19 protein-coding genes are annotated in these 18,395 nt (G+C 62.4%); 2 read left to right on the forward strand and 17 right to left on the reverse strand.

Going from position 1 to position 18,395, the window contains the following annotated elements; translation table 11 throughout:
- Positions 1 to 8 precede the first annotated feature (8 nt).
- The 8 genes from C7A17_RS25485 to C7A17_RS25520 form a co-directional block, all read right to left on the reverse strand.
- Entirely contained in the window at positions 9 to 872 is an 864-nt protein-coding gene (locus C7A17_RS25485; protein ID WP_106742100.1) for an ABC transporter ATP-binding protein, read from the reverse strand.
- A gap of 6 nt (positions 873 to 878) precedes the next feature.
- Entirely contained in the window at positions 879 to 1,922 is a 1,044-nt protein-coding gene (locus C7A17_RS25490) for an ABC transporter substrate-binding protein (protein WP_106742102.1), read from the reverse strand.
- Positions 1,923 to 1,976: 54 nt separating this feature from the next.
- The gene (locus C7A17_RS25495) at positions 1,977 to 2,867 is read right to left on the reverse strand and encodes a TauD/TfdA dioxygenase family protein (protein ID WP_106742105.1); all 891 of its coding nucleotides are present in this window, start codon (positions 2,865 to 2,867) and stop codon (positions 1,977 to 1,979) included.
- 168 nt (positions 2,868 to 3,035) lie between these two features.
- The gene (locus C7A17_RS25500) at positions 3,036 to 3,800 is read right to left on the reverse strand and encodes an ABC transporter permease (RefSeq protein ID WP_106742107.1); all 765 of its coding nucleotides are present in this window, start codon (positions 3,798 to 3,800) and stop codon (positions 3,036 to 3,038) included.
- Positions 3,797 to 4,996, reverse strand: coding sequence for an ABC transporter substrate-binding protein (locus tag C7A17_RS25505; protein ID WP_106742110.1), 1,200 nt, complete (start codon positions 4,994 to 4,996; stop codon positions 3,797 to 3,799). Before C7A17_RS25505 ends, C7A17_RS25500 begins: the two co-directional genes overlap by 4 nt.
- Positions 4,962 to 5,780, reverse strand: coding sequence for an ABC transporter ATP-binding protein (locus C7A17_RS25510; RefSeq protein ID WP_106742112.1), 819 nt, complete (start codon positions 5,778 to 5,780; stop codon positions 4,962 to 4,964). Before C7A17_RS25510 ends, C7A17_RS25505 begins: the two co-directional genes overlap by 35 nt.
- Positions 5,777 to 6,841: an acyl-CoA dehydrogenase family protein gene (locus tag C7A17_RS25515; protein ID WP_106742114.1), complete on the reverse strand. Its 1,065-nt coding sequence runs from the start codon at positions 6,839 to 6,841 to the stop codon at positions 5,777 to 5,779. Before C7A17_RS25515 ends, C7A17_RS25510 begins: the two co-directional genes overlap by 4 nt.
- 27 nt (positions 6,842 to 6,868) lie before the next feature.
- On the reverse strand, positions 6,869 to 7,429 hold the full coding sequence (locus C7A17_RS25520; protein ID WP_106742116.1) for a carboxymuconolactone decarboxylase family protein: 561 nt from the start codon (positions 7,427 to 7,429) through the stop codon (positions 6,869 to 6,871).
- Positions 7,430 to 7,532: 103 nt separating this feature from the next.
- Here C7A17_RS25520 and C7A17_RS25525 point away from each other — a divergent pair, with 103 nt between their 5' ends.
- Positions 7,533 to 8,438: an AraC family transcriptional regulator gene (locus tag C7A17_RS25525; protein ID WP_106742119.1), complete on the forward strand. Its 906-nt coding sequence runs from the start codon at positions 7,533 to 7,535 to the stop codon at positions 8,436 to 8,438.
- 182 nt (positions 8,439 to 8,620) lie between these two features.
- On the opposite strand, the gene C7A17_RS25530 is transcribed toward C7A17_RS25525, so the two are convergent.
- Both C7A17_RS25530 and C7A17_RS25535 read right to left on the reverse strand, forming a co-directional pair.
- Positions 8,621 to 9,403 (reverse strand): SDR family oxidoreductase, encoded by a 783-nt coding sequence (locus C7A17_RS25530; protein WP_106742122.1) that lies wholly within the window; start codon positions 9,401 to 9,403, stop codon positions 8,621 to 8,623.
- Positions 9,400 to 9,726 (reverse strand): nuclear transport factor 2 family protein, encoded by a 327-nt coding sequence (locus tag C7A17_RS25535; protein ID WP_106742125.1) that lies wholly within the window; start codon positions 9,724 to 9,726, stop codon positions 9,400 to 9,402. Before C7A17_RS25535 ends, C7A17_RS25530 begins: the two co-directional genes overlap by 4 nt.
- Positions 9,727 to 9,828: 102 nt before the next feature.
- On the opposite strand from C7A17_RS25535, the gene C7A17_RS25540 reads away from it, so the two are divergent.
- Complete coding sequence (locus C7A17_RS25540; protein ID WP_106742128.1) at positions 9,829 to 10,758, forward strand: LysR family transcriptional regulator; 930 nt, start codon at positions 9,829 to 9,831, stop codon at positions 10,756 to 10,758.
- A 143-nt stretch (positions 10,759 to 10,901) separates the two neighbouring features.
- Here C7A17_RS25540 and C7A17_RS26865 read toward each other — a convergent pair whose 3' ends face one another.
- The 7 genes from C7A17_RS26865 to C7A17_RS25570 all read right to left on the reverse strand — a co-directional run bounded on the left by C7A17_RS26865 (position 10,902) and on the right by C7A17_RS25570 (position 18,133).
- On the reverse strand, positions 10,902 to 11,123 hold the full coding sequence (locus tag C7A17_RS26865) for a hypothetical protein (protein WP_158704708.1): 222 nt from the start codon (positions 11,121 to 11,123) through the stop codon (positions 10,902 to 10,904).
- Entirely contained in the window at positions 11,108 to 11,689 is a 582-nt protein-coding gene (locus C7A17_RS26870; protein ID WP_158704709.1) for a hypothetical protein, read from the reverse strand. The genes C7A17_RS26865 and C7A17_RS26870 overlap by 16 nt, the downstream gene beginning before the upstream one ends.
- A gap of 633 nt (positions 11,690 to 12,322) precedes the next feature.
- Entirely contained in the window at positions 12,323 to 13,264 is a 942-nt protein-coding gene (locus C7A17_RS25550; protein WP_106742130.1) for a bifunctional helix-turn-helix transcriptional regulator/GNAT family N-acetyltransferase, read from the reverse strand.
- Positions 13,265 to 13,771: 507 nt separating this feature from the next.
- Positions 13,772 to 15,547 (reverse strand): family 2A encapsulin nanocompartment cargo protein cysteine desulfurase, encoded by a 1,776-nt coding sequence (locus tag C7A17_RS25555; protein ID WP_106742132.1) that lies wholly within the window; start codon positions 15,545 to 15,547, stop codon positions 13,772 to 13,774.
- Positions 15,522 to 16,454, reverse strand: coding sequence for a family 2A encapsulin nanocompartment shell protein (locus C7A17_RS25560; protein ID WP_106742135.1), 933 nt, complete (start codon positions 16,452 to 16,454; stop codon positions 15,522 to 15,524). The genes C7A17_RS25555 and C7A17_RS25560 overlap by 26 nt, the downstream gene beginning before the upstream one ends.
- A gap of 104 nt (positions 16,455 to 16,558) precedes the next feature.
- On the reverse strand, positions 16,559 to 17,536 hold the full coding sequence (epsC, locus tag C7A17_RS25565; RefSeq protein ID WP_106742137.1) for a serine O-acetyltransferase EpsC: 978 nt from the start codon (positions 17,534 to 17,536) through the stop codon (positions 16,559 to 16,561).
- A gap of 75 nt (positions 17,537 to 17,611) precedes the next feature.
- A complete protein-coding gene (locus tag C7A17_RS25570; protein WP_106742139.1) occupies positions 17,612 to 18,133 on the reverse strand; it encodes a rhodanese-like domain-containing protein in 522 nt (173 codons plus the stop codon).
- Between the last annotated feature and the right edge of the window lie 262 nt (positions 18,134 to 18,395).

The raw sequence follows: 18,395 nt of genomic DNA on the forward strand, positions 1-18,395 counted from the left end.
CACTCTCCTCAGTAGGCGATACGGATGTCTTGGAAGCCCAGCTCGGCGGCCTTGCCGCCCTCGCCGTCCTCGTCGAACAACAAGCGGTGGATACGCTGCGCGGTCTGCTGGAAAGCCACGCCACCGAGGCTGTGCAGGTCGAACTGGTGGCTGTTGATCTCCGCACGGACACGACCTGGGTGCGGCGACAGCAGCAGGATGCGGTTGCCGACGATCAGCGCTTCCTCGATGGAGTGGGTGACGAACAGCAGGGTGAAACGCACCTCCTCCCACAGCTCCAGCAGCTCTTCCTGCATCTTGCGGCGGGTCAGTGCGTCCAGAGCAGCGAAGGGTTCGTCCATCAACAGGATCTTCGGCTGCATGGCCAGCGCACGGGCAATCGCCACACGGGCCTTCATGCCGCCGGACAGGGTGTGCGGGTAGGCATCGGCGAAAGCGGCCAGGCCAACCTTCTCCAGGTAATGCAGGGCGCGCTCTTCGGCTTCCTTACGGCCCAGGGTTCGTGAAGCCAGCAGCGGGAACATGACGTTCTGCTTCACCGTCTTCCACGGCGGCAACTGGTCGAACTCCTGGAACACCACGATGCGATCCGGGCCCGGTTCGCGCACCTCGGCGCCATCGAGGCGGATATTGCCGGCGACCGGTTCGATGAAACCGGCCACCGCCTTGAGCAAGGTGGACTTACCGCAGCCGGAGGGGCCGAGCAGCACGAAACGATCGGCGCGATCCACCTCGAAACTGACTTCGTGGGTGGCGCGTACTACGCGCTGCGGGGTGCGATATTCGAGGCTGACCTTCTCCACCTGCAACAGAGTGTCGAAGGCGCCTGCGGTTGGCGTGCTGGCCGTGTGGCCTTGCAGAGGGGCATTCATGGGTTATCAGCTTCCCTGACCGATGGCGGCGTCTTCGAAGAAGTAGTCCTGCCAACTGGCCGGTTTGTTTTTGATGGCACCGACGCGCTGCAGGAACTCCGCCAGTGGGTAGGTGTTGGTGGGGGTGACGGTGAACTGGAATTGCTCGTTGTCGATGATCTTCAGCAGATCCTCGCGACTGATCTTGGCGCCGGTGACGCGGATGTAGGTGTCTGCTGCCGCACCCTTGTCGTTCTGGGCGAACTGGGCTGCTTCGGCCAGCGCGGCGACGAAGGCCTTGTAGGTCTTGGGGTTGTCGTTGCGGAATTTCTCGGTGGCATAAAGCACGGTCGGCGAGTTCGGACCGAGCAACTCGTAGGTATCGAGCACCACGTGCACGTTGGGGTTCTCCAAGGCCTGGTTCTGGAACGGCGGGTTGGAGAAATGCCCGGTCAACTCGGTACCGCCGGACAACAGCGAGGCGGTGGCATCCGGGTGCGGCAACGCCACGGTGTACTTGTCGAGGCGGTCGAACGCCTTGTCGCCCCACTGCTTGGCGGCGGCGTACTGGAGGAAGCGCGATTGCACCGAAACGCCCACCGCCGGTACGGCGATACGATCCTTCTCGGTGAAGTCGGCGATGGTCTTGACCTTGGGATTGTTGCTCAGCAGGTAGTACGGGAAGTTGCCCAGCGAAGCCACGCCCTTGACGTTCTGCTTGCCGTGGGTGCGATCCCAGACGGTGAGCAATGGACCAATGCCGGCACCGGCAATGTCGATGGCGCCGGACAGCAGCGCATCGTTGATCGCCGCGCCGCCAGAGAGCTGCTGCCAATCGACCTTGATGTCCAGGCCATCGGCCTTGCCGTGCTTCTCGATCAACTGCTGATCACGTACGACGTTGAGCAACAGGTAGACGATGCCGAACTGTTCGGCGATGCGAATCTGCCCCTCGGCATGGGCGGCCTGAGGCGCCGCCAGCGAGCCTGCCAGCAGGCTCAGAGAAAGCCCGGTAGCGCTGGCCAGCCGGCCAAAACGCGGAATGAAGGAAAAACGTTTGCCTAGAGACATGGTGTGACTCCATTCGGATGCAGGCGGAAAGGGACATAACGGTGTTGCGGCCTTTCAGAACGGCACGTCGCCCTGGATGGTCGTGCGGTGCATGCGTCGGCGCAGGTGACTCGGGCAACCAGTGGCCAGGTGGATCAGCGCACGGTTGTCCCAGAACACCATGTCGTGTGGTTGCCACTGGTGGCGGTAGATGAACTCGGGTCTGGCGCTGTGGGCATAGAGTTCGGCGAGAATCTGCCGGCTTTCATCCTCGGGAATATCGAGAATGTGGGTGGTGAAGTTCTCGTTGACGAACAGGCCCTTGCGCCCGGTTTCCGGGTGGGTGCGCACCACCGGGTGAACGACCGACTTGACCTCGGCCAGCTGCGCCTCGGTCAGGGTCGGGCGGCGAATGCCGGCGAATACCTCATCGGCATAGCGCGCGGTGTAGGAATGCGCGGCGCGCTTGCCTTCGATGGCCTGGCGCAATTCGGCTGGCAGGGTTTCATAGGCCAGTTGCTGGCTGGCGAACAGCGTGTCGCCGCCCTCTTCCGGCAGCTCCTGGGCCAGCAGCATGGAGCCGAGGCTGGGGAACTCCTTGTAGGACAGGTCCGAGTGCCAGAACTTGCCGGCATCACCCAGGCCGATGGGCTGACCGTTCTCGACGATGTTGGAGATGATGAAGATTTCCGGGTGATCGGCCAGCAGGAACTGCTTGAGCACATGGATCTGCAGCGGGCCGAAGCGGCGGCTGAAAGCAATCTGCTGCTCGGGGGTGATGCGCTGGTCACGAAACACCAGCAGGCCATGATCCAGATGGGCGCGATGGACACGGGCGAAGTCTTCATCGCCGAGCGGCCGGGTCAGATCCAGACCGATGATCTCGGCGCCAACGGGCGCATCGAAGGGGCGAACTTCGAATGACTGTGCCGACGCCGCGGTGGTGGTATGGGCTACTGCCGACATAGAAAACTCCATGCAAAGGCGCCAATCGGCGCATCACTTTGACCGGCCGAGGGTTCGGCCATGTGTTCAGTGCGGCGCGCCGATTGGTCGGCAGGTACGCATGGATTTGAACTTTATAGGTATAAGAAAATTAATTTAAATACCGATTAGTCATATTCATATGACCCATCAGCGACTCGCGCCATGACTCCAGCGCGCATACAGCGAACGTGCCGCGGTGTCGAGGCAGAAACCCAGCACGCCGATCAGCAACACCATGGCCATCAGCTCCGAATAGGCCAGGCGGTCACGGGTATCGAGGATGTAGTAGCCAAGACCGGCGCTGACACCGAGCATCTCGCACGGCACCAGCACGATCCATAGAATGCCGATGGCCAGGCGCACGCCGGTGAGCACATGACCGAGCACACCGGGCACGATCACTCGACGCAGGGTTTCCCAACGCGTGGCGCTTAGGCTGCGTGCCAGCTGCAGCCAGCGCGCATCCAGCGCCTTCACCCCGGCGGCGGTGTTGAGCAGGATCGGCCACACGGCGGCGAAGGCCAGCAGGAAGTAGATCGGCTGGTCGCCAACGCCCATCACCATCACGGCAATCGGCATCCACGACAGCGGCGAAATCATGCGCAGGAACTGGAAGGCCGGCGTGGTCGCCCACTCCAGGTTGCGCCAACTGCCCACCAGCAACCCCAGCGGCACGCCGATCAGCAGCGCCAGGCCAAGGCCGATGAAGATGCGCTTGAGGCTGACCAGCACGTGCTCGAACAGCTCCGGCCGCTGCAGCAGTTCGACCAGGCTGGCCAGCGTGGCCTGGGGCGTGAACAACGCCACCAGGCCTTCGCCACTGCTGAACAGCGCCAGCAGCAACCACCACAGCAGGAACAGACCGAGCAGCCCGGCCAGGCCGAGCCCCCAGCTTTTCAGCGAGGTGCTCACACCGCGATCTCCTCGACGCGCTCGAAGCTCGAAGGCGCACCGAAGGCCTTGAGCCCGCCGACGGCTTCGATGGCGGTGCGTACGAAGCGATCGTCCACCAGATCGCGCGCCGTGGCAGCCGGGTCGAGATCGGCGAGGAAGCGGCTGTTGCCTTCGATCAGGGTGTTCTTCAGGCGCTTGACCAGTTCCTCGGTGTAGCTGGGAAAGGGATACGGCTGGAAGTCAATACGCTTGTCGGCCCAGTCCCCATGCTGGATCGCGCCGCTGGCCAGGTAGGCGTCACGTTCGCTGGCAGCCGGCGCCAGCACCCGGCCGAGCACGTCCGGTGTATGGGGCGTGTAGCGATTGGCACCGTCCTTGGACAGCAGCTGAGCCGCCTCCGCGCGGTTGTCGCGCGTCCACAGTTGCGCCTTGACGATGGCGTTGACCACCTTTTGCGACCACTCGGGGCGGTTGTTCAGGTCGTGCTCGTGCATGAACACCACGCAGCAGGCATGGTTGCGCCACACATCGCCGGTAAAACGCTGGATGCGCCCGACCTTGAGGTTCTCGGCCAGGGCATTGAACGGTTCGGCGACGATGTAGCCGGCGATGCGCTTGCTGGCCAGGGCCGGCGGCATGTCCGAGGGCGGCAGCACCACCAGGTTGACCTCGTTGGCGGCGATGCTGGCGTTGGCCGCCTTGCTCACCGGGGTCAGACCGCTGTCGCGCAGCAGTTGTTGCACCACCACGTTGTGGATCGAGTACCAGAACGGAATGGCGATGGATTGCCCGCCGAGCTGCTTCACATCCTCGATGCCCGGCGCCACGGTCAGACCCGAACCACCGACGTGGTTCCATGCCACCACCTTGGCCGGCACCTTGCTGCCGTAGCGCGCCCAAACGGTCATCGGCGACAGCAGGTGGATGACGTTGACCTGGCCGGAGATGAACGCCTCGATTACCTGCGCCCAGCTGCGCAGCAATACCGGACGCTCGGACTGGATGCCCTCGGCCTCGAACAGGCCGTTGTTATGTGCCACCAGCAAGGGCGTGGCGTCGGTGATCGGCAGGTAGCCGATGCGCACAGGCGCGTCCGGCTCGCTGACGGCACGCGCCTGCAGGCTGGTCAATAGTGGGAAGGCACCGGCTGCGGTGAGCAGGCCAGTCAGTTTGATGAAGTCACGACGAGTATGAGTGGGATCGTCCAGGCACATGGCAGGGCTCCAGCGGTTCGATTGAATGTCCGTTGTTGCGGCTCGCCCGCCGTAGGGTTTTGAGGATGTCGACGCGCAGGGCGCCAAGCTCATCGACCAGGTCAGCGCGTGGCTGCGGCAGGTCGATGTGCCACTGATCGAGCGTGTGCGCCGGGGTGCCACCCAGTAGCAGGATACGATCGGACAGCAGCAGCGCTTCATCGATGTCATGGGTGATCAGCACGGCAGCGGTCTGCCGCTCGCGGATCAGGTTCAACAGTAGCTGTTGCATGTCGGCGCGGGTCACTTCGTCCAGTGCGCCGAAGGGTTCGTCGAGCAGCAGTACGTGCGGCTCGCGGGCCAGGCAGCGGGCTAGCGCGGTGCGCTGGGCCATGCCGCCGGAGAGTTCGCTGGGGTAGCGCTCGCGGGCGTGGGAAAGATCCACTGCAGCAATCGCCTGGTCGATCAGCGCCTGACGCTGTGCACCGGTGCGGCTCGGTTGACGGGCGAAATCCAGGCCGAAGCCGACGTTCTGCTCCAGGCTCAACCAGGGCAGCAGCGACGGATCCTGAAAGGCCACCGCCACCCGTGGGTGCGGCCCGTTCAGCGCCTCGCCGAACAACTCCACCCTGCCCTGCTGCGCCGCCTGCAAGCCTGCCAGCACGCGCAGCAGGCTGGACTTGCCCACCCCGCTGGGGCCAAGAATGCTGACCAGCTCGCCGGCACGCAGCTCCAGCTGGAAACCTTCCAGCACGCTGCGCTGGGCGTAGCCCAGGCTGATGTCACGCGCGTGCAGGACGCTCATGCCGCCAGCTCGCCGTGCTTGCGCAGTTCACTGCGCAACTGCACCAGGCTCGGCGTGACCACCGGCACGAAGGCCGACTCACGCAGACGCCGGGCAAAACCGCTGCCATGCACCTGCAGGTAGGCCTTGCCGCCGCTGGCCTGCAGCTCCAGTTGCACCGCCTCGGCCGCCACCTGGGCCAGACCGATACGGATCTTGAACAGCGGCACCGGGCCGGCGGCGAAATGGCCGTGTTTCAAACCATCGCGTAGCGCGCGCTCAAGCCCTTTCAGTTCGCCTTCGAGCACCTGCCACTCGCCTTCCAGCACCGAGCGGCCATCGCCCAGCCGCGCCTTGGCTTCCGCCAGGGAGCGCCGCGCCAGGCCAATCGACAGCCCACACTGCAACCCGAGGAAGGCCGGGCGCACACGCGGCAGGTAACTGCGCGCATCGGCGGCGATCAGCCAATCTCGGCCGAGTGTTGCACCTTCGATACGAATCGCAGCGGTGTTGCTCGATTGCAGGCCCAGCAGTTGCAGGTCGTCGCTGCGCACCAGTCCCGGCAAGTCATCCGGCAGCGCCGCCACGAAGGGCTGCGCGCCCGGCAGGTCGATGGCGGCGGCCACCGTGAAACCACTCTTGCGCAGGTTGGTGACCCACGGCAATTGGCCGCCCAGTCGCCAGCCATCGCCTTGCGCCTGGGCCACCACGCCCAGTTGCTCGATACCGGAAAGAAACTTCATGGCGTTGGACAGGCCGGTGGCGCCGGCCTTGCGCCCGCCGAGCAGATCACCCAGCAGGCGTTCGCGCAGACCGACGTTGTCGCTCTGCAGCAAGTACTCGATAAAGGCGCGCTGGCCCCAGAGGACGAACGCGGCGGTCAGCGAGTGGCTGGCGACCTGGGCGATGGCTTCGACGCCATCGGTCACGTCGCCACCGGCACCGCCCAGCTCGGGTGCGATACCGTGGCGCAGTACATCGGCGGCGGCCAGTTGGTCGAGCAGGGTTTCGCCGTCGAGCTGGCCCCGGTCGAGTGCATCGGCCTGAGCGTCCAGCCATTGGCGCAACGAGTGATCGAGCATGCGGTCGGTCTCCTTCAAGGCCGGTTCTCAGGCCTCGGCCTGTTCCCAGCGATAGCGCGCAAGCTCGGGGTTGAGCGGCGTGTGGGCAAAACTGTTGGCAAAGTTGCACAGGGTCGCCAGGCTCACGCCGAGGATCACCTCCAGCGCCTGGCCCTCTTCGAATCCCGCCTCCTTGAACGCCTGGTACTCGGCATCGCTGACGTTGCCACGAGTGGCGATCACCGCTCGGGTGAAGGCGGCCAGGGCCTCGTAACGGGCATTGGGCAACTCGCCACGGGCACGCAGCGCCTCGACCACCTCGGCCGGTAACCTGGCCTTGTTCTGGGCCACCGCCGTATGGCCTGCCACGCAGAAACTGCAGCCATGGGTGGTGGCAGCAATCAGCTGAATCACCTCGCGCTCGGCCAGGCCGAGACTGGCCTTGCCATTGAGTGCGGAGACGGTGACATAGGTTTCCAGGGCAGCCGGCGCATTGGCCAGAACAGCCAACAGATTGGGAATGAAACCCGAGTTGTTCAGGGCGTTCTGCAGGAACGGACGGGCTTCTTGCGGGGCCGATTCAAGAGTCTGTAGGGTGACGCGAGACATGGTTCATCTCCTAACCAAGAGGTGTGGCACTATTGTCTTGGTTATAAAAATCGTGAGCCATATTCTAAAGTCGCGTTCACTTGCTCCTGAGTCTTTCCATTAGATGAATTCTTCCACTGCCCCTTTTGAATGGTTATTAGACAGTCTGGAACTGGACGCCAGCCTGTTCCATGTCGGCCGTTACTGCGGCAGTTGGCAGGCCAGCACTCACGGCCTGGCGCGCGCCAGCTTCCACCTGCTGGTTCAGGGCGAGTGCTGGCTGCACCTGCACGAACGCGAACAGAGCATCGCCCTGCACAGCGGCGACGCCGTGTTCCTGCTGCGCGACCTGCCCTACCGGCTATCCGACGCGGCCTCGCCCGAACAGGCGCAGTGCAACCCACGCATCGCCATGCAGGCACTGGACGCCAGCGCGCGTGATGGCGTGAGCCTGGTCTGCGGCTTCTTCCATTTCCGTCCAGGGCTGAGCAGCCTGATCATCGACGCCCTGCCCGATCACCTGATCCTGCGCGCAGGAGAGCCAGGTTCCAGCGCTGCACGGCGGCTGTTCGAACTGATCATGGAGGAATGCTCACGCAACGAAGGCCCGGCCGGCGCCCTGCTGGAGCGCCTCAGCCACCTGCTGTTTCTCTATGTGCTGCGCGAACAGAGCCAGGCCGTGGCCGACCTCGGCGGGCTGCTGGGCCTGGCCCGCCACCCGCAATTCGCCGCCCTGCTCGAACGCCTGATCGCCCAACCCCAGCAGGTCTGGCCGCTGGAACAGATGGCCGAATTGACCGGGCTGTCGCGCTCGGCCTTCTGCAAGCGCTTCCAGGAGCTGGCCGGCACCTCGCCCGGCCATGTGCTGCTGAGCCTGCGCATGCGCCAGGCCTGCCGCCTGCTGCAACAAGGCCAACCGGTCGCCGAGGCAGCCGACGCCTGCGGCTACCAGTCGGTAGCCGCCTTTACACGGGCATTCAGCAAGGTGGTCGGGGTGTTGCCGGGGGCGTATCGGAAGCAATTTGGGTGAGCGGCAGCTCAAGGCAATAGACAGACGTCGCTCCAGGCACAGGAGCAAAGGCGGTGCTGCAGGCTTGAAGGTTTGGACGATCGGATATCCCGAAGCATGCAACGGCATCGGGAACATCCCGAGAGAGCCAGGGAAGCGGCGAACCCTGGGCTCGCCGTCATTCAGTTGATTGCCATCGTCGCTTACAGCGTCGATATCGTGCCGCCGTCGATACGGTGCTCGGAGCCAGAGATCGAGGCGGCTCGGGGGGACGCCAGGAAGACGATCAGATCAGCCACCTCCTGAGGCTTGGCCGGCCTACCCAGGGGGATTCCGCCTATCGCCTCCATAACGATTCGTTTCCCTCCTTCGTAGTCGGTTCCCGCTTGCTCAGCGAGCCGCTCTGCAAACCTTACGGACGCCTCGGTCTCTATCCACCCAGGTGCGACGCTCAGCACACGAACCCCTTTAGGCGTTACCTCTCTCGCAAGGGACTTGCTGTAGGTGGTGAGCGCTGCCTTGGCGGCGGCGTAGGCTGTAGTGGACTCGGGGAGAGGCATCATGCGCTGGATCGAACTTACATGGATGATGACGCCCGCCCCCTGCGTCAGCATGGATGGCAGCAGCGCGCGATCCAGGCGTACGGCAGGCATCAGATTCAAGTTCAGCTCTGCCAGCCAATGCTCATCACTGAGGGCGGCAAAGCCACCACCTGGAGCGCTTGAACCACCGACCACGTTTATCACGATATCGACACCGCCCCAGCTCTCGAGGACAGTCTGCGCGAGGCGAGCGACACCTTGTGCCGTCGTCAGATCGGCAGCGATATAGGTGACGCCGTCCACAGATGGTACTGACACGTCGCGCGCCGATGTCGCCACCCGGGCGCCAGCCTCCACGAGGATCTGCACGACAGCAGCGCCAAGCCCCATCGTGCCGCCGGTGACCACAGCGCGCAGGCCATTGAGTTGCAAGTCGAAGCTCATGCCGTGATCTCCAGCGATGCGATCAGGCCGCGCTCAAGACGAAAGCGGTACGACAGAACGATCGGGCTACCAGGGAAGTTGCCGCTGACGTTGGCGCGGACGAGTTGCAATCCGTCCTCTTGCTCAATGGCAAAGGGCACGCTCGTCGCGCTGTACTTGGCCGACGCCTCGGCCATAAAGGCCTTGATGGCGTTGATACCCGTGTAGGTGTGACCGTCGTCCTTCATCACGGCTTGCGCCGTGAAGCAATGCACCAGGGCTTCAGGATTGTGTTCGGCGGCGAAGTACACAGCGATGGGCTCGGGCAGGGTCAAGCTAGGCATGTTGTCAGCTCCATAGGGTCGGTGACAGCCCTAGGATGCGTACCGGACAGAATTAACTGAATCACCTAGAATCGGCATTGGCTATGTAGAGAAAAATGCACAATGCGCGGATCCGAATTTGCTGAGCTAAAAGCCTTCGTGGCCATCGTCGAACGCCAAAGCTTCGCCCGCGCAGCAGAGCATCTGGGTCTCTCGCCCTCCGCGCTCAGCCAGACCATTCGGCAACTCGAAACTCGCCTTGGCACACGCCTGCTCAATCGCACCACCCGCAGCGTCGCGCCCTCGACGAGTGGCGAACAGCTCTACAACCGCATTGCTCCCTTGTTTCGAGAGATGGCTGTTGCCGTCGCTGAAGCCAGTGAGGCAACAGGGCAGATAAGCGGAACGCTTCGTATCAATACGCCAGGGATCGCCGCCAGAACCCTCATCGCCCCCCGGCTGGCACGCTTCCACCAGGCATACCCTGATGTGCTGCTCGACATCGTGGTCGACGATGCACTGGCCGATATCGTGCTTGGCCGTTTTGATGCGGGCATCCGTATGGGTGGCCGGCTGGAGAAGGACATGGTGGCCGTCCGCCTCACCCCGGATCTGAACATGGTCGCCGTGGCATCTCCGGATTACCTCGCACATCGAGGCACACCCCAGTCACCTGCCGAGTTGCAGGATCATGCCTGTATCAACTGGCGACTGCAGATGGACGGCAGGCCCTATCGCTGGGAGTTCCAGGAACGGGGACAGCCGCTGGAAGTGGCGGTCGATGGCCCCGTCGTCACCAATCACCCCGACATAGGCATCGCTGCCGCTCTACAAGGGCTCGGCATTGCCTATCATTTCGAGAGAGAAGCCGTGGGTGAGCTTCTGGCCCAGGGACGACTGATCCAGGTCCTTGCTGACTGGTCGATCTCGCGTCCAGGGCTGTTCCTCTATTACCCGAATAGACAACACCGGCCAGCCGCCCTCGGTGCATTCATCGACTGTCTATTGGATCGCAACCTGTTCGATCAGCCCTGCTCCGCGTCCCCTCGATGATAAGCGCAAGGCAAAGGGCGCGGCGGTAGCTTTTGAGCGCTGGTTTTACTGTCGACACCGTAACGCGGCCGAACTTAATTCCTGGCCATGGACTGTTGTTAGCCGATAGCGTCCGGTCGAGATAGGCAGAAATCGGCCATTAACTAGCACCCTTCGAAACAGATGTTGCGCGTATCAATACATTCCTGTCTGGCTTCTGGGCTGTTAGCTGTATTCATGCAGGCCCCATAATTAAGGTTGCAGTGTTGCTGGCAGCTATTTTCTGCTGCTTCATCGGTGAAATTAGCTTGCTTATTCATGCCTACTGCACAGCCAGCAATGAGTATTGCAAAAAAAATAGCTGATGGCTTCATGTTTTTATACATTCACCACTCCACCTTGCAGGGTCAAAGCTGTGGAATTCCTTGCTGTAGTTGCTATTCGGTTGAACAGTTGCAATCTCGACAGAATGTAATTGGCGACGCTCAAATTGCTCTTTAAAAACCCGACATTCATAGCGTACCGGTCGATTGCTCTGGTTTTTAATCAGCAGCACTCCGATATTCGCAAATGAATCTTTATTCTTAACCACTGCTGAAGTTGGGCCAGTAGGGGGCGAATATGGATTGTCGACGCCCTCGGGGGGAGGATAGGCAGTATAAAAATCTTCTTCACTCAACCCACTCCCACCATCGTACTTAGATTCGCAGCTTCCCTGCTGATTGGGGTTGTTGAATGTATAGCTATACTCACCATTAGCTCTCACAACATTTTTCGACACGCACTTAGCCCAGCATGAATTATTCGTGCGCGCGTGCTTATTTGCCTGTAGATTATAAAACCAACAAGCTTTAGCTACTGTCGTCCCCTTGCCAGTAATATCTGTTCCACCAAAAGCAACTACTGGGACTGCCAATGAAGTAGACAGCAAGAGTATTGAAAACCTCCTCATGCTTCTCTCCCTGAAGAATGGATGTGGGAAGCAGTTATATAATTTCTCTAGATACATTGCTCTTAAATTGTGTGTCGCTGCGGCACGGAAAAAACTCAAGCGCACGAATTAAGATAGCCCATTTTTTAAGCCCTGCAACTGCACTCAACAACAGCACGGTCAACTATGAAAGACAGATACAAAAGGGCTGTCTATGCTAAAGCAGTGCCGTTGTACCGATCCATGCGGGGGGATTGGTCGATAGCGGCCAGCCGGCCGTTGTCACACGCGGCCTCTGGCAGGGCACTGCCTAGTCACACAAACTGCTCACAGTCACAACCGGGTATGAAGGCGGCACTGCTTTTTCCGAAAGCGGATTGCTAACCACTCACTGCCTGCCCTAACAAGACGCTCCTACCAACCGACTCCGACGATCCATGGCCACCGCGACAATAGCCATGAGGATGACGAGGGTGTAGGCGAAAAGTCCCAAGTTGATGCCGAGGATCAGTTTCTCGGAGCCGTCGCTGAGTACCATCGAACCACCGTAGCTAGCACCAGTAACTCAGTAAAAAACCGCCAATCACGAACACCGTTAGCCAGCTTGCGGGGAATGCTCAGGCAGCGACAACCCTGGCCAATGGAGCCCAGCATTCATGGTCGAGGCCTGACAAAACGCTGCTCCAGGACTTCCTTGCCCCATTGCGCGCCTGGCCGCTCCTCTGCCAATACGAAGTTGCGTGCTTCATAGAGATGGCGTGCGGCGTGCAGTCCAGAGAAGGTCCATAGGTGCGTTTCAGTGAAATTCCGTTCATCGACGAACGACAGGGCCGCGTCCAGCAGCTTTTTCCCCACCCCACCGCCACGGGCCTCATCGGAGAGAATGAACCAGCGCAAATGCGCTACGTTCTCGCCCATGTCCTGGCCATCGATGGCCACGGAACCTACGATCTGGCCATCGAGACACGCCGTCCAGATGGCATTTCCTGGGTTTTCCAGGCGATTGCAAAACTCGGCGAGCCCGCTCGCCACTACGGACTCGAAGCGCTGGCCGAAACCTGACTCGCGTGAGTAATACAGCGCATGCATGTCCGTGATACGGGCGATGATGCCTGGTCGGTATCCCCGCACGATCTCGATATTGAGTGAACGATCAGGGGTGCCCGACGTGATATCGAGCGCCTGGGTATAAAGCCGCATGCCCGCGAGTACAAGCTGGCCCTCGCCAGGTTTCAACCGCTCCAGAGCGGCAATGACCTGAGCGCGGGCGAAGTCGTGGATTGCAGCCACACGCTGCTTACCCGCAGCGGTCAGAGAGAGCATCTTGACGCGGCCATCGTCCTTCCCAGGCGTCTCCTGCAGCTCACCGGACGCCACCAACTTGCGCAGCATACGGCTCACGCTGGACTTTTCGAGTCGAAGCCGAGCACCGAGATCACGCGCCGTGATCTCTCCTTGTTCGATCTCGATCAGGGCATGCACGGCAGACGGCGAGAGGTCGGTTCCTGCAAAGTCGCCCCCCATGAATCCAAGCTCGCGAACCATTGTTCGAGAGATCGCGCGAATTTCTTCAACCAGGTACTTATCAGCGTGCATCCCAAGGCCTCCGCAATAATGGATGCACGTTACAACCAATAAGTTGCTTAGTACAACAAAATTCAGACATGTGCCTTCGCTGAGGCCTGGGCACAGACTCGCTGCAAGGAAGGGCTGAAAGAAAAACCACCTGAGCGCCTGATGCCGATCAGATAAACGTAGTGTCTGGCACGCATAGCCTTTGTAGGGTGTCGCGGGGCCGCCCAGACCGTGTGCACCGAGATGCTGGCGCCACGACCATTGGTGCGCACAGCGCACCCTACGTAACCTTATCCTGACGCTTAAGTGACTGGCATTAACCTGAGCGCCCTACTCCTGGGCGTCCTCGGGGTACTGCTCTGCACTTCACAGCGCGGATCATCTCTCGGTGCGCGCGTCCGCTACAGGTCGAAATGCACGCCCATGGCGTGGCAGCTTGTAGCCGATAGCCGCCAGGCTTCTGACGGTGCCCATGCACAAACGAAAGCCCCCGGCCTCGCGACCGGGGGCTCGTTCATGGCTGAGGGTTCAGCGTCTGCGCGCCAGACGCTGCACGGTATCGACCAGCAGATCCACTTCACCAATGGTGTTGTAGAACGCCAACGACGGTCGCACCGTGGCCTCGACCCCGAAGCGGCGCAGGATCGGCTGCGCGCAGTGGTGGCCGGAGCGTACGGCGATGCCCTCGCGGTTGAGGGCGGCGCCGACTTCCTCGGTGCGGTAGCCGTCGAGCACGAAGGACAGCACGCTGGCCTTGTGCGCCGCGGTGCCGATCAGGCGCAGGCCAGGGATGGCCGACAGACCACGGGTGGCGTACACCAGCAGGTCATGCTCGTAGCGCTGGATGTTCTCCAGCCCCAGACGCTCGACGTATTGCAACGCCGCCCCCAGCCCCACCGCATCGGCGATGTTGCCGGTGCCGGCCTCGAAACGCGCAGGCGGCCCCTGGTACACCGTCTTCTCGAAGGTGACGTCGGCGATCATGTTGCCGCCGCCCTGCCAGGGTGGCAGTTGCTCGAGCAGATCGCGCTTGCCGTAGACCACGCCGATACCGGTGGGGCCGAAGATCTTGTGTCCGGAGAACACCAGAAAATCGGCATCCAGCGCCTGCACGTTGACCCGCAGGTGCGAGACCGACTGTGCGCCATCCACCAATACCTTGGCACCCACCGCATGCGCCAGGCCAATGATCTCGGCTACCGGCGTCACCGTACCCAGGGCGTTGGAGACCTGAGTGATGGAGACCAGCTTGGTGCGCGGGCAGAGCAGCTTGGCGTATTCCTCAAGAATGATCTGCCCCGTGTCGTCCACCGGAATCACCCGGATCTTCGCGCCCACTTCGGCCGCCAGCTGTTGCCAGGGGACGATGTTGGCGTGGTGCTCCAGGTGGGAAACGATGATTTCGTCCCCCGCACCGATGAACTTGCGGCCGAAGGTGTTGGCGATCAGGTTGATGCCTTCGGTGGCGCCACGCACGAAGATGATCTCCTCCTCCGAACGTGCACCGAGAAAGCGTCGCACCGTGCTCCTGGCACCTTCGTAGGCATCCGTGGCACGCGCCGCCAGTTCGTGCGCGGCGCGGTGGATGTTGGAGTTCTCGTGCTCGTAGAAGTAGCTGATGCGCTCGATCACCTGGCGTGGCTTCTGCGTGGTGGCGGCATTGTCGAACCACACCAACGGCTTGCCATTGGCCCGCTCCTGGAGGATGGGAAAGTCACGACGCACGGCGTTGACATCGAAGCTGCCGGTAGTCTGTGGCTGGCCGGATGCCTGCGGCGCCTTCTCCAGACGCGGTGCCGATCCCTGGTCGAGGAAGTAGAACTGCCCCGCTCCGCTCTGCACTTGCGCAGGTGTCGATGTCGTGCTGCGTGACTCGCCCAGCAGCGATTGCAGCACCTGGGCCAGCTCGTCGCCACCCGGCAGGCCATCGCTGCGCGCAGCGACGCGATCCTCGCGCGTTGCAGAATCACTGACGCCGGGTGCCGGCAGGTCACTGAAGTAATAGCCAGAGGGGGCAGCCGCACCACCGGCACCCGGTGGCTGCACGATCGCAGCACCCGGATAGACCTGGGGAATGGCCGCCGTATAGGCCTGCGGCGAACCCAGATCCAGACCATCGAGGGTGCCGGCCGGTGCGGTCGCGGTCTGCGGCGCTTCATGGGCGGTCAGGCTGGGCGCCTCACCGCCGGCACGCGGCACCTCGCCCGGTTTGGCGGCGAACAGCTCATTGGCCAGACGCGCCAGGCTGGCGAGATCCGGCAGGCCGTCAGCCTGGGGCTCAGCGGTAAGCAACTGGGTAGTCATGGTATTTGTCGACCTCTACGTCATCGAGTACGGCCAGGGCATCTTCGGTCAGCACCGCCAGCGAGCAGTACAGCGAGATCAGGTAGGAAGCGATGGCGTTGCGGTTGATCCCCATGAAGCGCACCGACAGCCCCGGGCTCTGCTCGCCGGCCACGCCCGGCTGGTACAGGCCGATCACGCCCTGGCGCTTGTCGCCGACGCGCAGCAGCAGGATCTTGGTCTTGCCGTCGTCATCGAACGGCACCTTGTCCGATGGGATCAACGGCAGGCCGCGCCAGGTGAGGAACTGCGAACCGAACAGGCTGACGGTGGGTGGCGGCACGCCGCGACGGGTGCACTCGCGACCGAAGGCGGCGATGGCCAGCGGGTGGGCGAGGAAGAACGCCGGCTCCTTCCAGACCTTGGCGATCAGCTCATCGAGGTCGTCCGGGGTGGGTGGGCCGCCCAGGGTGGAGATGCGCTGGGCCGGGTCGACGCTGGACAGCAGGCCATACTCGGGGTTGTTGATCAGCTCGTTTTCCTGACGCTCCTTGATGGTCTCGATGGTCAGGCGCAGTTGCTCGCGAATCTGGTCGTGCGGGCTGCTGTAGAGGTCGGAGACACGGGTGTGCACGTCGAGGATGGTGGTCACCGCGTTGAGGAAATACTCGCGCGGCGCGTCTTCGTAGTCGACGAAGGTCTGCGGCAACACCGCCTCGTCGCGCTGGGAACAGGCGACCTGCACGTTGAGCGGGTTCTTCACCTTGTTCAGGCGGAAGATGCCGGCCTCCACCGGCGTCCACTGCAGCAGGTGTACCAGCCAGCGCGGGGTGATGGTGGAAAGTTGCGGTACGGTCTTGGTCGCGTTCGCCAGTTGCCGGGCGGCACTGTCGCCGAGGGCAAGGCGTACATCCTGATTGTCAGCCATGGAACACTCCTGTTGCGGTTTTCAAGGCGCGCAGAATCCCGCACGGTCGTGATCGCACGACCGTCGTGTGGATGCTGTGCAGGGGTTGCGGCGAACGCCGCGGATTAACCGGTGTTGCTGGCCTGGTGCTGCAGGCTGGCCTGGGTCACGTTGCTGCCGGGCGGCACACTGCGCGTCAGCCAGACGTTGCCGCCGATGCTGGAGCCCTTGCCGATGGTGATGCGTCCCAGGATGGTGGCGCCGGCGTAGATCACCACGTCATCCTCGACGATCGGGTGACGCGGCTCACCCTTGAGCAACTGCCCGCTCTCGTCAGCCGTGAAGCGCTTGGCGCCAAGGGTCACGGCCTGGTAGATGCGCACATGGTTGCCGATGATCGCGGTCTCGCCGATCACCACCCCAGTGCCGTGGTCGATGAAGAAGCTGTGGCCGATCTGCGCGCCGGGATGGATGTCGATACCGGTGGAGGAATGAGCGATTTCCGCACCGATACGTGCCAGCAATGGCAGGCCGGCGCGGTACAGGTGGTGGGCCAGGCGATGGTGGATGACGGCGAGGATACCCGGGTAACACAGCAGCACTTCGTCGACGCTACGCGCCGCCGGGTCGCCGGCATAGGCGGCCAGCACGTCGCTGTCGAGCAGGCGGCGCAGGCCCGGCAGCGCAGCGGCGAAATCGCGCACGATAGCGATGGCCTCGGCCTCGCTGTCTTTCTCCACGTCGCCCTGCTGACGCGCGGCATAGCGCAACTCCAGGCGCACCTGCGACAGCAGGCTGTTGAGCGCACTGTCGAGGGTGTGGCCGACGTAGAAGTCCTCGCTTTCCTGGCGCAGGTCGCTGGGCCCGAGGCGCATGGGGAACAGTGCTCCGCAGAGGCCTTCGAAGATCGCCTCCAGCGCCTGTCGCGAGGGCAACTCGCGGCTGCCCAGTTCACGGTTACGGCCAGTGCGGCTGCGCCAGTCGCTACGCGCCTCACGCAATTGCTCGACGATCTGCTCGAGTTGCCAGTTGACGCGCGGCGCTCGGCTGTCAGCCAGATGCGGGTTGAGGTATTCCAGGTCTGCAATGTGCTGGTGGGGCATTTCGATTACTCAGAAAAACGCTGCGATGCCTGAGGCCGCGAGCACCGCTCGCGCCTCCCGTTGGCGGTCAATGGCTCAATCCTGTACCCAGGGCAGGTTCCAGTGCCGCCAGCCACCGCTCTCGCCCCGCTGGCGCTGGGCATCCAGATCGCCTTCGAAACCCTCGAGCACATTGAATACCTCGGAGAAACCAGCCGCCGTGGCCGCAGTCGCTGCCGCTGCCGAGCGCTTGCCGCTGCGGCACAGCAGTACCACCGGCTTGTCGCGGGGCACCTTGGTTTCCAGCTCACGCAGAAAGCGCGGGTTCTTGATCAGTGCCGGGCCGTTCTGCCAGGGCACATGCAGGCTGTTCGGCACATGGCCGACGAATTTCAGCTCCTCGAAAGTGCGCACATCGACCAGGGTCGCCTCGCCCGCCTCGACCAGTGCCCAGGCCTCCGGCGGATAGAGGCTGCCGGCATAGATGACGCCTTGTTCATGGCCACGAATGCGAGCCCGTTCGAACAACTCGTCGCTGGATACGGCCAGCACGCTGCGCAGGTCGGTGGGACGCTGGATGGAAACGGCAGGCTGAGAAGCGATGTCTGCGGACGGCATTAACAGATCCTCTAGTTGGCTAGTCGGGGCAGGCAGTCGGTCTGCGGCGCCGCGTTGAGTCCTACTCTATGCCTAGCGCATATATCCAAAAAATAATTAATTATTTTATTTGCCAAACAAAAAGGAATATCAAATAAAGCGTAGGAGGCACCATGCGCACCAAAAGATCGGCATTCCCGGTGCGCACGGCGCACCCTACGGGAAAGCGTAGAGCCGTAGCCCGGATGAAATCCGGGGAGAACATCGGTGAAATCCCGGATTG

Source organism: Pseudomonas mendocina (assembly GCF_003008615.1).
Classification (GTDB): domain Bacteria; phylum Pseudomonadota; class Gammaproteobacteria; order Pseudomonadales; family Pseudomonadaceae; genus Aquipseudomonas; species Aquipseudomonas mendocina_C.